Annotated in this window: 12 protein-coding genes and 1 riboswitch; of the genes, 6 read left to right on the plus strand and 6 right to left on the minus strand. The window is 67.4% G+C overall.

Going from position 1 to position 13,442, the window contains the following annotated elements; genetic code table 11:
* Window positions 1–4: 4 nt before the first annotated feature.
* Window positions 5–115, plus strand: a riboswitch (SAM riboswitch).
* 215 nt (window positions 116–330) lie between these two features.
* Complete coding sequence (gene metX, locus IU452_RS02535) at window positions 331–1,497, plus strand: homoserine O-acetyltransferase MetX (protein WP_195107489.1); 1,167 nt, start codon at window positions 331–333, stop codon at window positions 1,495–1,497.
* On the opposite strand, the gene IU452_RS02540 is transcribed toward metX, so the two are convergent.
* Window positions 1,475–1,720 (minus strand): DUF3017 domain-containing protein, encoded by a 246-nt coding sequence (locus tag IU452_RS02540; RefSeq protein ID WP_195107490.1) that lies wholly within the window; start codon window positions 1,718–1,720, stop codon window positions 1,475–1,477. The genes metX and IU452_RS02540 overlap by 23 nt on opposite strands.
* A gap of 557 nt (window positions 1,721–2,277) precedes the next feature.
* Between IU452_RS02540 and IU452_RS02545 the strand changes: the two genes are divergently transcribed.
* From IU452_RS02545 to IU452_RS02560, 4 genes are all read left to right on the plus strand, one after another.
* The gene (locus tag IU452_RS02545) at window positions 2,278–2,442 is read left to right on the plus strand and encodes a hypothetical protein (protein ID WP_195107207.1); all 165 of its coding nucleotides are present in this window, start codon (window positions 2,278–2,280) and stop codon (window positions 2,440–2,442) included.
* Window positions 2,443–2,987: 545 nt separating this feature from the next.
* Window positions 2,988–4,067, plus strand: coding sequence for an alpha/beta hydrolase (locus IU452_RS02550; protein ID WP_195107208.1), 1,080 nt, complete (start codon window positions 2,988–2,990; stop codon window positions 4,065–4,067).
* Between the two features lie 28 nt (window positions 4,068–4,095).
* On the plus strand, window positions 4,096–4,560 hold the full coding sequence (locus IU452_RS02555) for a tRNA (cytidine(34)-2'-O)-methyltransferase (RefSeq protein WP_195107209.1): 465 nt from the start codon (window positions 4,096–4,098) through the stop codon (window positions 4,558–4,560).
* A gap of 61 nt (window positions 4,561–4,621) precedes the next feature.
* The gene (locus IU452_RS02560; protein ID WP_195107210.1) at window positions 4,622–5,875 is read left to right on the plus strand and encodes a YhgE/Pip domain-containing protein; all 1,254 of its coding nucleotides are present in this window, start codon (window positions 4,622–4,624) and stop codon (window positions 5,873–5,875) included.
* 19 nt (window positions 5,876–5,894) lie between these two features.
* On the opposite strand, the gene IU452_RS02565 is transcribed toward IU452_RS02560, so the two are convergent.
* The 5 genes from IU452_RS02565 to IU452_RS02585 form a co-directional block, all read right to left on the minus strand.
* Window positions 5,895–6,125: a DUF167 domain-containing protein gene (locus IU452_RS02565; RefSeq protein ID WP_195107211.1), complete on the minus strand. Its 231-nt coding sequence runs from the start codon at window positions 6,123–6,125 to the stop codon at window positions 5,895–5,897.
* A gap of 40 nt (window positions 6,126–6,165) precedes the next feature.
* A complete protein-coding gene (locus IU452_RS02570) occupies window positions 6,166–7,290 on the minus strand; it encodes a hypothetical protein (protein ID WP_195107212.1) in 1,125 nt (374 codons plus the stop codon).
* Window positions 7,287–8,426, minus strand: coding sequence for a glycoside hydrolase family 19 protein (locus IU452_RS37860; RefSeq protein ID WP_228816281.1), 1,140 nt, complete (start codon window positions 8,424–8,426; stop codon window positions 7,287–7,289). Before IU452_RS37860 ends, IU452_RS02570 begins: the two co-directional genes overlap by 4 nt.
* Complete coding sequence (locus tag IU452_RS02580) at window positions 8,423–8,719, minus strand: hypothetical protein (protein ID WP_195107213.1); 297 nt, start codon at window positions 8,717–8,719, stop codon at window positions 8,423–8,425. Before IU452_RS02580 ends, IU452_RS37860 begins: the two co-directional genes overlap by 4 nt.
* 172 nt (window positions 8,720–8,891) lie before the next feature.
* Window positions 8,892–12,179: an error-prone DNA polymerase gene (locus IU452_RS02585; protein ID WP_195107214.1), complete on the minus strand. Its 3,288-nt coding sequence runs from the start codon at window positions 12,177–12,179 to the stop codon at window positions 8,892–8,894.
* A 162-nt stretch (window positions 12,180–12,341) separates the two neighbouring features.
* Between IU452_RS02585 and IU452_RS02590 the strand changes: the two genes are divergently transcribed.
* Window positions 12,342–13,319, plus strand: a complete 978-nt coding sequence (locus IU452_RS02590; protein WP_195107215.1) for an SDR family NAD(P)-dependent oxidoreductase — start codon at window positions 12,342–12,344, stop codon at window positions 13,317–13,319.
* The last annotated feature ends 123 nt before the right edge of the window (window positions 13,320–13,442 follow it).

Genomic DNA, 13,442 nt, shown 5'->3' on the forward strand with positions numbered 1-13,442 from the left:
TTCAGGTCATGAGTGCCAGCGCCAAGCCCCGGCTCGCTGGCCGGCAACCCTCCAGTTGCGGTGGGGTGCTCCGGGTGATGACCGGGCTCTCGAAGGTCGAGAGCAAGCGCGACGATCAGGAGGTCACCGACATGTCTTGTTGCTGTTCGCCTGTCGAAGCCCGATAAACACCAGCGAGCCGAGCCTCGGCGACCCCTTTGGGAGGAACATGAGTAACTCGATCACGCCCTGGGGCGTGCAGATCGCGCGCAATGTCCGGGTCGCTACCATCGGACCGGTGCAGAGGAACTACGGGGCGACGGCGTGCGCCGGATCTACGGCGGCGGCGCGGTGACCGTGAGTATCGAGTCGAGCACCTCCTCCTCGATGGCTGCCGCCCTGTTGCCGCCGTCCGATGGGCGCCTCGGCACCATCGGTATCGGTGATATCCGGCTCGAGAACGGAGCGGTGCTCCCCGGCGTCGAGCTGGCCGTGCAGCGCTGGGGTGAGCTGTCGCCGAATCTGGACAACATCGTGCTGGTCGAGCATGCGCTGACCGGCGATTCGCACGTGGTCGGGCCGCCCGACGAGCTGCATCCGCTGCCGGGCTGGTGGGACGGCATCGTGGGGCCGGGAGCCCCGCTCGACACCGATGAATGGTGTGTCATCGCCACCAACGTGCTGGGCGGCTGCAAGGGCAGCACCGGCCCCTCGTCCCCGGCTCCGGACGGAAAGCCCTGGGGTGCCCGGTTTCCCGAGATCTCGATTCGCGACCAGGTGGCGGCGGAGGCGGCCCTGTTCGATCTGCTGGGTATCGATCGCGCCGCGGCCGTCGTCGGCGGATCGATGGGCGGTATGCGGGTGCTGGAGTGGATGGTCGGCCATCCCGAACGAGTGGGCGCCGCACTGGTGCTGGCCGTCGGAGCGCGGGCCACCGCCGATCAGATCGGCACCCAGACCACGCAGATCGCGGCGATCCAGGCCGATCCGGACTGGCAGGGCGGCAACTATCACGGCACCGGCCGGGTACCGACCGCGGGCATGGGTATCGCCCGGCGCATCGCGCATCTGACCTACCGCACCGAATTCGAGCTCGACCACCGGTTCGGCAACCGCCCCCAGGGCGACGAGAATCCGTGGGACGGCGGCCGCTATGCGGTGCAGAGCTATCTGGAATATCAGGCGGAGAAGCTGATTCAGCGCTTCGACCCGGCCACCTATGTCCTGCTGACCGAGGCGATGAACCGTCACGACGTCGGCCGCGGACGCGGCGGTGTCGAGGTGGCGCTGTCCGCCACGCCGGTGCCGTGCATCGTCGGCGGTGTCGACTCCGACCGGCTCTACCCGCTGCGCACCCAGCAGGAGCTGGCCGATCTGCTGCCCGGCTGCACGGGTCTGGAGGTAGTGCAGTCGCGTGACGGGCACGACGGATTCCTCACCGAGACCGAGGCCGTGGGCAAGCTGCTGGTGGAGACGATGCAGCTGGCGCGCAGTGTCAGGCCACGCCGAGGCCGCTGATCGTCACCGCCAGCGCGATGATGGTGCCGCCGAGCACCGTGTAGGCGCCCACATCGAACGGACGGCTGCGCACCGCCAGCAGCCCGACTCGCACGGTCGGCAGGCACAGCCGCAGCGTCGCCGCGAGCAGCGTCGCACCGCCGATGAAGAAGGCCCCGCGGCGCCATCGATCCTGCGCCAGGAACACCGCGGCCACCGCCAGTACCGCCACCACCAGCAGCATGGGCAGATTGGCCCGGAAGAACTGTCCGGTCGGGCCGGGGTCGTGGGTGTGGGTGGCGGGAGCTTCGGTCACGCCTCGATTCTCGCATCATCGCAGCGGACGCTGGATCCGGGCGCGCGGCCGCGATCCCTGATCCGAAAGCCCATGGCCGACAACAGGGTTGTCAAGCAGCCCGACGGAGAACCCAACGGTTGTTTGCTACCTAGTTGCTTATTAGCTCAATCTTGGTGTTATTGCTGATGTTTGAACTCTGTATTCAGCAGATTTTGTGAACCCAGAGGTCGCACACCCGCGGGATAGAGAAATCCATATTGGGATAGAGAAATCCATATTCCGCAGGATTCAAGCCCGCTCTACGAGCAGATTGCCAGTTCAGACGCAGTTTTCGGGGAGAGGATAAAGAGGTTTTGATTCGACGAAATACTCATAACTCTATTTCGTTGCCCCGCCGATATCAAACGGTTACCTCAAATATTTGCCCGATGTTGACTAGCTCACATACGAGTCCTGTAGATTTGCCAACGACAAGAAGCTCTCCGAACGCGAAAGGACATGCAATGCCTGTTATCGGTTCGGCCATATGCGACATCATGAACCTGATCCCCACCGCCATCTTCTCGACGGTTCTGCCCGTCGTGGGTTCGGTCCTCGCGCCGTCCACCCTGATGGGCTCGTGGGCCGCCAACACCGTCCTGGCGGTGTTCACCGGCTCCATGCTGTGATTGGTGCCTGATCGCGTCGTGCGTGGTACGACAGCGACTGCCGTACCACGCACGACGCCGACGAACCGATCGCCGGCCGCCCGAAAAGACAGCCCTCGGCCGCTTCTCGGCGCACCGCCCCCCTGCCCGCGCGTCGAGGCAGCAGCAAGTTCCCTGCCACCCTGGGCGGCAGTCCCGTCGATCGAGTTCTTCAATACGAATAAGGCCCCGGCCTGCCACCGGGGCCTTTTTCTCGCTCCTAGATAGCAATCGACACGTACTTCCAGGAAGAGCTAGCCAGGATCAATCTACAGCAGAGAATCGACCATGGTTAATGGTAGGCAAACAGATCTGCGGCGGTTGGGCATCGAAGAGATCACGAACCGTTCAGTTCCTTTTCATCCAAGAAATATACTCCTAAATCTCATTGTTGGAATCGTAAAAATTGCGAAGAAAAGGCGCTTGAGCTGCGATTCGGCGTGTCGCTGCCCACCTGATGAACCCCGATGTTGAAAGCTGGGCGCATGAACCTGACCGTCAGCGCAGCAGCACTCAACTCTCACCGTATGCGAATCGCAGGCAACAGCTTGGCAATCGGTTTACTTGTCGGTGCTCTGGCGACAGTCGGCGCATCGACCGCGTCTGCCGACCCGACCGCTCAGTTGCAATGGGCGGCCTCGTCTACCGCGTCGGAGGACGGTTCTCGGATAACCGGGGTCGAGCAGGTCGACGACCGCAACGTCCGTTTGGAGGTGTACTCCGCGGCGATGGACCGGTCCTTTCCGGTGGAAGTCCAACTGCCCGCGGATACTTCGCAGCCGCGACCGAGCCTCTATCTGCTGAGCGGCTTGGACGCGGGTGAAAGCGTCGCCTCCTGGCAGGCGCAAACCGATGTACGACAGTTCATGTCCGACAAGAATGTCAACCTGATCATGCCGATCGGCGGAAAAGGCAGTTACTACACGGACTGGATCAACGACGACCCGGTGCTCGGCCGCAACAAGTGGAAGACATATTTGACCGAAGAGCTGCCGCCGCTGATGGATTCGGTACTCGGCACCAACGGCGTCAACGCCATCGCGGGGATCTCCACGTCCGGCACCTCGGTGCTGGCGCTGCCCATCGCCAAACCAGGGCTGTACAAGGCGGCGGCCGCCTACAGCGGCTGCGCTCAGACCAGCGACCCGATGGGTTCCTACTTCGTGCGGACCTCCGTCGGAATGGCCGGGGGGAACCCTCACAATATGTGGGGGCCGACAGGGTCTCCCGAATGGGTGGCCAACGACCCGTATCTGCACGCCGACCAGTTGCGCGGGCTCGAGCTGTACTTCTCCTCGGGCACCGGCGAGCCAGGGGAATACGACACGATCGACGGACGCAAAGCACAGCTCGGCGACGGACGAACCCAGATCGACGGCAAGACCAATCAACTCGGCATAGGAGGCCTCGTGGGCCAGCTCCTGGTCGGCGGTGCCATCGAGAACGCCACCGCCTACTGCACTCGCAACATGCAGCAGAAGCTCGAGTCGCTCGGCATCCCCGCCACCTTCCACTACACCCCGGGTACGCACTCCTGGGGTTACTGGCAGGACGAGTTCAAGGAGTCGTGGCCCGTGCTCGCCCGCGGAATGGGCCTGTCGGAGTAACCCCAGCCCCGGGCGGGATACTGGGCACGTGTTTCATCTGGTGTTCTTCGAGCCTCGTATCCCGCCCAACACGGGTAATGCCATCCGGTTGGCCGCCGGGACCGGGTGTGAGCTGCACTTGGTGGAGCCGTTGGGGTTCGATCTGTCCGAGCCGAAGCTGCGTCGGGCCGGACTGGACTACCACGATCTGGCGTCGGTGAGCGTGCACGGGAATCTCGCCGCCGCATGGGAATCCATCCGGCCCGAGCGCGTGTTCGCCTTCACTGCCAAGGCGACCACCCGCAATACCGACATCTCCTACCGCAAGGGGGACGCCCTGCTGTTCGGCCCGGAACCGACGGGGCTCCCCGAGGACGTGCTGGCCGATCCGCGCATCACGGACCAGCTGCGGATACCGATGCTGCCGGGGCGGCGGTCGATGAACCTGTCCAATGCGGCGGCGGTGGCCGTGTACGAGGCGTGGCGCCAGCTCGGGTTCCCGGGCGCGGTGTGACGGGCGGCCCCGCCCGCATGTCGCATGTTGTTTGCCCCTGGTGCGCTGTTAGCGTCGCGCTGTGACGTCGACGACCGACGACGAAAGCTCGGAGACCGCAAACGGCTGGGACCACAAGCTCTGGGCCGTCCCGCTGATTGTCGCGATGGGGTTGCTGAGCCTGTTGGCCCTGTCGTATCTGGGTAGCATTCTCGATCCGCAGCGGAATCTGCACGACTATCCGCTGGTGCTGGTCGATGCCGACCGCGGCGAATACGGCACGACCGTAGCCCGCGAGATCCACGCCGCCTTCCCCGAGGACCGAGTTCGGCTGCAGGTCACCGACGCCGCGGAGGCGGAGCGGCAGCTGTCGGATGCGACTGCCTTCGGTGCGATCGTGATTCCCGAGGATTTCAGCGCGCGGTTGACGGCCCTGAGCACACCCGGCTCCGGCGACGGCACTCCCCCGAGTATCGAGGTCCGGACCAACCCGCGAGCGGGCACGACCGCCGCCACACTGACCACCCAGCTCGTCACTCCCGTCCTCGACGACGTCAACCGGCGGCTCGGTGCGGAGGCCACCGAGCGGGCGCGCGGTAACGGGGTGCCGCTGCCGGATGCCGCGCTGATCACCCTCACCGAGCCGGTGCACGTGAACGTCACCCAGTACCAGCCGCTTCCCGCGGGTACGGCCAACGGCATCTCCGCGTTCTACTACACCCTGCTGGTGGTATTCGCCGGCTTCACCGGAAGCACGCTGGTCAGCACCGGAGTCGACGGCGCCGTCGGGAGTGGTCCGGGGATCTCCCGGTGGCGGGTGCTGCTGTTCAAATGGGCGCTCGTCGCGGTGGTGGCCCTGGTGATGGCGGCGGCCTACCAGCTGATCGCCAATCGTCTGGGCATGCCGATCGGCCATCCGGTGGCGCTCTACTTCTACAGCGCATTCGCCTCGCTGGCGATCGGCATGACCGCGCTGGCCAATCTGGCGATGGTGGCCACGGTCGCCTCCGCACTGCGTATGCCGGTGCTGAACAACCTCGGCATGCCGATCAACATGCTGCTGTTCATCGCGCTCGGACTGCCCTCCTCCGGCGGCATCATGCCGATCGAGGCGACGCCCGGGCTCTACGGTGTCCTGGCCGAGTTCGAGCCGATGCATCAGGTGTTTCTCGGGGTGCGATCGATCCTGTATTTCGACGCCCGCGCCTCGGCCGGGCTGACCCGCGCGATCGTGATGTGCACGGTCGGTGTGGGTTTCGCGGTGATCGTGGGGGTGCTGACGACCCTCGGTTACGAACGCCTGCGGGCGCGGGTGCACCCCCCGGAGCAGACGTAACCGCCGGTGGTCCGCGGATTCAGCGGTCGATCTCGAAGCGCTTGAACCGAGATGTGGCCCCCGCCGCGAGGCGGACCCGGCTCTTGGGGACCCCGAAGTGCTCGGCCAGCAGTTCGATGGCGGCCTTGTTCGCCTTACCCTCCACGGCCGGGGCACGCACGTACAGCTGCAGCGTGCCGTCGTCGAGGGTTTCGACGCGGGGGCCCTTCCTGCTGTTGGGCTTAATGGTCGCCCGGACCACGGTCGGCACGTCTTGCTCCTGTTGTCGGCAGTCAGCGGCAGCGTAGTGCTCATGGCTGCGGCCACGGCAGACGGATGTCGGCCACATCGTGTGCCAGCACCCGCACCTCGGTGGTGACGGCCAGTACGAGGTCGCCCGCATGATCGGCGCGCACCCGGTGGGTCCCGGTGCGCTGGATCCGCAGCGTGGCCTGCGAGGTGAGCGGGGCGTACCGGAGCGTCTCGGTATCCCCGTGCCTGTCCCACTGTGCCCCGGATCCGCTCCACACGGCCGTTTCGGTCAGCCGGTCGGGCGAACCCGGCTCCCAGGCCAATCCGGTCGCGGTCACCACCGAGCCCGTCCAGCGCAGATCCTCGAGCGCCGAGCAGGTGGATACCGCGGGCATGCCGACCACGTCCAACTGTCCCTCGGGCAGTGCGATACGGACCATTCGTGCTGTCCCACAGGCGATTCCGTCGCGGCGATAGCCGGGAAGAATCACCTCCCAGCCGTCGGCGCGGACCGTACCCGCCGCCAGGGCCGTGTTGACGCCGTCGACACGCCCCAGCTCCCGCACCGTGCCAGTGCTCAACTCGACGAGGAACAGGTGGTTGATGCCCCAGGACGCGCCGGGCGGGGCCTCGACCCGAGCGATGATCAGCATGCGCTCGTCGGCCGCGAGCAGACGTGGATCGGACAGCGCATTGCCCGGCGCGATCGGTTCTCGCAGCGGCGGAAGCGTAACCGTTCGGTGCAGAGCGGGTTTCGGGCCGTGCAGATCGGCCTGCACGAAACTGTCCGGCTGCTGCCACCAGCCCACGACGGCGCCGTGCAGCGGGAAGATCCGTTCGCAGCGGCAGTCGATCCGCAGGGGTGTCGTGCCGCCTGTGGTCGGGACGGCTGCCAGCCCGCCCGTCCCGTCGAGCGCGAACACCTGCGAATTGTCCCGAGTGAAGCCGACATCGGTGTAGCTGCCCGGATACCGTCCGATCGTCGTTTCCGGTGTGGAGACGACGAATTCGGTACGCGAGCGATGGACGAACGGCTGTGTACCCGCCGCTGCCCACGCGTTGCTGCCGACCGATACGGCGGACGTCGCCGACGAGGCCCCCGAGAATTCTCCGGCACATCCGGACGCGACCGGTACGCCGAGAATCAGAGCCAGCACTGCCGCCCCTCGTCGCAGGCCGGTCATCCGAGTACCTCCAGTGCGCGGTAGTAGTAGGCCTCGCGAGCGGCGAGGCCGTGGTAGCCGCCGTTGACGGCCTGGGTGACCCCGGCGAAGTCACCGGCGTCGGCGAGGGCATTGAGGGTGCGAGACGTCCAGTACCACTGGGCGATTCGAAAACCGATATCCGGGCGCGCGGCCAGCGCGGGATCGCCCTCGAGGTCGAGGCCGAGGGCCTCGCCCGCCGCGCGGTAGTTGGCCCGGCCGGTCAGCTGGATGGGACCGCGGCCGTGGTAGCGCGGGCCGTCGCCGGGTTCGGTATTGCCGGCGGCGGTGTTGGGGCGGCCGGGATCGTACTGACGGAAATAGTCGTCGTCGCCCAACTCTTCGAAATACCGCAACTCGCAGCTCTCGTAGGCGAGCTGAGCCAGGAACGCGGCCTGGCGCAGCGGCGTGGTGATCTCCCCCTCTCGCATGGCCGCATTGAGCGAAGGCAGATACTCCTGCGCCCGATCCGGCGGCAGCTCGGGCATGATGGCGACGAGCTGCTCCATCGTGATGCCCGCGGTCGGCGCGTCCACCGCCGGTGGTGATTGCGTGATGAATACCGGTGCCGCGAGGCAGGTTTCGACACCCGGCGTCGGGCCGTGCGCGGGTGGGCGCGGCAAGGTGAACAATGCCGCCAGATAGGTCATCTCGGTCGTGGCCGCCAGGACGGCCTGTCGTCCACGCTCGTCGGCGCGGTCGACGGCCGCGGTGGCCTCGGCGATCACCTCGGCCCACCGTCCGGCCGGGTGGTCGGCCTCGGCGGTCACGGTCCAGTCGTCGGCGACGACGCATCCGTCGGCCTCCGCATCGGCCACGCAGTCGAGCAGGACCGACACGGCGTCGTGCAGCTCGGACAGGGCCCGCACCCCGGCATCGCGCAGCGCCGCGGCGCGTTCGCAGAACATCCGGTTGCGCCGGTGTGCCGTGTCGACGTGGGTGAGCACGGCATCGTAGGCCGCGCCCTGCCACCGATCGCCGTCGAGCCGATGACATTCGCCGTACACCGCGGCCGACAGTGTTTCCACATCCTCGATCCGCCGGTCGAGTTCGATGCGCAACCGCTCGGCGGCCGCCGATGCCCGCCAGGTCGCCAGCACCGAGCGCGGCGGTGTCATATCAGCACCGCCACTCGGCCGAGGCTGTCCGCGGCGGCGCGATCGGACCGCAGACAGGCGGTGACGGCGGATTCGGCATACTCGGCCAGCCCGTCGAACCAGTCGCCGCTGTGTTGCACGAAATTAGCGAGCGCACAGGCGGTTTCACACCACACCGGCACCGTCGCGCTGTCGGGAATCAGCTCCGCCACCGCAGCGATCCCCTCGACCGTCGCACCGGCCGCGGTATCGAGCTCCCGAAATGCCTGCCGCGCAACACTTCCGAACTGCCGCACGGCAGCCGTATCGATCACGCACGAATCCGACATGAACCCCCCTATCGTTCGTTTCCCCAGCGACTCCTGCACGGTATCCAGCGGCTGCGGCACCTGTCACGGCCGAATGCACAGCCGCACCCTTTCTGTGCAAACGCACCCTCTACCACCGCCGAAACGGGTGTGAGAGCCGACGAAGGGGTGCGAAGACTCAGCGGAAGTCGCGGGATTTCGACGCCATCCGAAGATCCATCGGCTGAAGGTGTTCGGCGACCACGCTGACCACGCCTTCGGCGTTCCGAACGCGGCCGCGGATCAGCAGTGCGGGCGCCCCCTGCGCGACGCGCCGATAGCGCTGCCACAGCCCCACCGAACAGACCACGTTCACCATGCCGGTCTCATCCTCCAGATTGATGAAGGTGACCCCGGCGGCGGTCGCGGGCCGCTGCCGGTGCGTGACCGCCCCACCGACCAGCACCTTCGACCCGTCGGCCACCGCGCGCAGCCGACCTGCGGGAATCACGCCGAGCTCATCCAGCCGCGGGCGCAGGAATTCGGTGGGATAGCTGCCCGGCGACACCCCGGTCGCCCATACATCGGCGGCCGCCAGCTCCAGCTCCCCCATGCCGGGCAGGGCGGGCGCGGCGGTGGCGGCACCGGTGCCGGGCAGCCGGTCCGGACGCTCACCGGCCGCCGCACCGGCCGCCCACAGCGCCTGCCGCCGGGTGAGCCCGAGGCTGTCGAGCGCTCCCGCGGTGGCCAGCGCCTCGGCCTGCGGCACGGTCAGCTCCACCCGCCCGGTCAGATCCAGGAACGAGGTGTAGGGCCCGGATTTCCGTGCGGCCACGATCTTCTCGGCCAGGTCGGTGCCGATGTGCCGGACCGCAGCCAGGCCGAGCCGCACCTGGGTGCCCCGCTGTTCCAGGGTGGCCGCGGCGAGGCTGTGATTGACATCCGGCCCGTGCACCACCACCCCGTGCCTGCGCGCGTCGGCGACCAGCGACTGCGGGGAGTAGAAGCCCATCGGCTGAGCATTCAGCAGACCCGCGCAGAAAGCCGCCGGGTGGTGCAGTTTGAACCACGCCGAATAGAAGACCAGGGCGGCGAAACTCTGCGAATGGCTTTCCGGGAAGCCGAAATTCGCGAACGCATACACCTTCTCGTAGATGCGATCGGCCAATTCGCCGGTGATGCCATGTAATTCGCGCATCCCTTCGTAGAAGCGTTCACGCAGCCGCTCCATCTTCTCCGTGGAGCGCTTGGAACCCATGGCCCGGCGCAGCTGATCGGCCTCGGCCGCGGTGAAGCCCGCGACGTCGACGGCCATCTGCATCAACTGCTCCTGAAACAGCGGCACCCCCAGCGTCCGCTTCAGCGAATTTCGCAGCGCCTCGTGTTCGAAGACGACCTCCTCGGCCCCGTTACGACGGCGAATATAGGGATGCACCGATCCGCCCTGAATCGGGCCGGGCCGGATCAGCGCCACCTCCACGACCAGGTCGTAGAACGTGCGCGGCCGCAATCGCGGCAGGGTGGCCATCTGGGCGCGCGACTCCACCTGGAATACGCCCACCGAATCCGCCCGCGACAGCATGTCGTAGACCGCGGGCTCCTTCAGATCCAATTCATGCAGTTCGACGACCTCACCCGTGTGCTCGCGCACCAGATCGATCATGTAGTGCAGCGCCGACAGCATGCCGAGGCCGAGCAGATCGAATTTCACCAAACCCGCTGCGGCGCAATCGTCCTTGTCCCACTGCAGGACGCTGCGGCCGGGCATGCGCGCCCATTCCACCGGGCACACGTCGGCGATGGGCCGATCACAGATCACCATGCCACCGGAATGGATGCCCAGATGTCTGGGCAGCCCTTCGATCTCGCCGGCCAATTCCAGCACCTCCGCGGGAATGTCGGTGTGGACCTCGCCGGAAACTCCCGTCCAGCGGCTCACCTGTTTACTCCACGCATCCTGCTGGCCGGGCGAAAAGCCCAGTGCCCGGGCGGCATCGCGCACCGCCGACTTGCCGCGATAGGTGATCACATTGGCCACCTGGGCGGCGTAATCGCGGCCGTATTTGGTGTAGACGTGCTGGATCGCCTCCTCGCGGCGATCGGATTCGATATCGAGGTCGATATCGGGCGGCCCGTCGCGTTCGGGCGCCAGGAACCTCTCGAACAGAAGGTCGTTGGCCACCGGATCGACATTGGTGATGCCTATCGCATAGCAGACCGCGGAATTGGCCGCCGAACCCCGGCCCTGGCACAGGATGTCGTTGTCCCGGCAGAAGCTGACGATATCGTGCACCACCAGGAAGTAGCCGGGGAAGCCGAGCCCGGCGATCACCTGCAGTTCGTGCTCGATCTGGCGATAGGCCTCGGGATTTCGCTCCGGCGATCCGTAGCGTTGGGCCGCACCGGAATAGGCGAGTTTTCGCAGCCAGGAGTTCTCGTCGTGATCGTCGGGAATGACGAACGGCGGCAGTTTCGGCGCGATGAGTTTCAGATCGAAGGCGCATTCGCGAGCCAGGGTGGCGGCATTGGCCACCGCCTGCGGGCAGGCCGCGAACAGGCGGGCCATCTCCGCGCCCGAGCGCAGATGCGCGCCGCCGGTGGGGCCGAGCCAACCGTCCATCTCGTCCAGGCTCTGCCGCGCCCGGACCGCCGCCAGCGCCATGGCCAGCCGACGGCGGTGGGGTGCGTCGAAATGCGCGGCGGTGGTGGCGATCACCGGTACGCCCACGCGATCGGCCAGGGCGAGCAACCGGGCATTGCGCTCATCGTCCTCGGGGATGCCGTGGTGGGTGAGCTCCACGGTCACGCGATCCGCGCCGAAGCGGTCCATCAGCTCACGCAGCGCCGCCTCCGCCTCGGCGTCGCCCTGCTGCAGTGCCTGGCGCACGTGGCCTTTGCGGCAGCCGGTGAGAATCTGCCAGTGCCCGCCCGCGGCCGCGGTGAGCCGGTCCAGGTCGTAGCGCAGAATGCCCTTCTCCCCCGCCGCCATGTGCGCGGCCGAGATCTCCCGCGACAGCCGACGGTAGCCCTCCTGGCCGCGTGCCAGCACCAGCAGATGCGGACCGGCGGGATCGGGTGCGCCGGTGCGGGGTTCGGACGGAGAGTGTCCCGACCCCAGCGACAGCTCGGCGCCGAAGACCGTCGGCAGGCCCCATTCGGCCGCCGCCTCCGCGAACCGCACCACACCGTAGAACCCGTCGTGGTCGGTGAGTGCGAGCGCCTCCAGGCCCAGGCGCACCGCCTCCTCCACCAGTTCCTCCGGTTGGCAGGCGCCGTCGAGGAAGCTGTAGGCCGAATGGGCGTGCAGCTCCGCATAGGGCACGGGCGGTTCGTCTGCGGGCGGTCGGGGCCCGGCCCGATAGGCGTCGCGCTTGCGGGTCCAGGCCGGGCTGTCGCCGCCGTCGCCGGGCGGGTCGCCGGGGCGGGCCCGGCCGGAGAGCACGCGCTCCAGCTCCGCCCATGTCGGCGGGCCGTTACCCCAGCCCATGCACACCTCCGGCAAACCACTCGGTCCCTTATCTGCATCGAACATACATTCGATTCAGGTGTCGTGGGTAGGGGGTTGCCGGACTGTGATTCAGTCGCATTGGCGAGGGAACTTACTTTGGAGTAAGTTCATGACAAATCGATCTGCAAGGGAGCAGCGGAGATGCCCGACACTCACGCATCCGGCGGTTATCTGGCTCGTCGGCGCGCCCGCCGGGACCTGACCGGCAAACACGTCCTCATCACCGGCGCCTCCTCAGGTATCGGCCGGGCCGCGGCGGTCGCGGTCGCCGCCAAGGGCGCGGTGGTATTCCTGCTCGCCCGCCGGAGCGAGGAATTGGAAGCCGTGGTCGACGAGATCGAGGCGGCGGGCGGCGAGGCCTACGCCTATCAGTGCGATGTCACCGACGACGAATCGGTCGAGCACACCGTCAAGACCGTCCTCGAGGAGCACGACCACGTCGACATGCTGGTCAACAATGCCGGTCGCTCCATTCGCCGCGCCGTGCACCGCTCCACCGACCGGCTGCACGATTTCGAACGGACCATGGCGGTCAACTACTTCGGCGCGGTCCGGATGACGCTGGCGCTGTTGCCGCAGATGCGTGAGCGCAAGTTCGGCCACATCGTCAACATCTCCAGCGCCGGGGTGCAGGTGGCCACCCCGCGGTTTGCCGCCTACCTCGCCAGCAAGGCCGCGCTGGACAAGTTCGCCGAGGTGACCGCGGCCGAAATGCTCGCCGACAACATCACTTTCACGACCATCCACATGCCGCTGGTGCGCACCCCGATGATCGCGCCCAGCGGCAAGCAGGGCCCCTCGGAATCGCCGGAGTGGGCCGCCGCGACCATCGTGCGCGCCCTCGCCGAGCGCCCCAAACGCATCGACGTCCCGATCGGCACCCTCGGCGAATACGGCACCATGTTCGCCCCGCGCCTCAAGGACGCGATCCTGCACCGCTACTACCGCGCACTCCCGGACTCCCCCGCCGCCAAGGGCGAAGCCTCCCCAGACGACCTCCCCGACCCGGAAGCCCTCATCCCCCAGCCCCAACCCCGCCGCCAGCCCTCCACGGCAGGCCGCCTCACCCGCACCGCCCTCCGCCGCGCCGCCCGCCTCGTCCCCGGCACCCACTGGTAGTACCCAGCCCCCGCCCGGCCCGCAGGGCGGACCGGGCGGGGAACGAGATGGCGGCCCGAGGCGGGAACAGCTGCGCGGGCCGAACGGAACACGAGATCACCACCGCGAGACGGGGGCGGCCGC

Origin of the sequence: Nocardia transvalensis (assembly GCF_015477765.1) — a bacterium.
GTDB lineage: Bacteria > Actinomycetota > Actinomycetes > Mycobacteriales > Mycobacteriaceae > Nocardia > Nocardia transvalensis_A.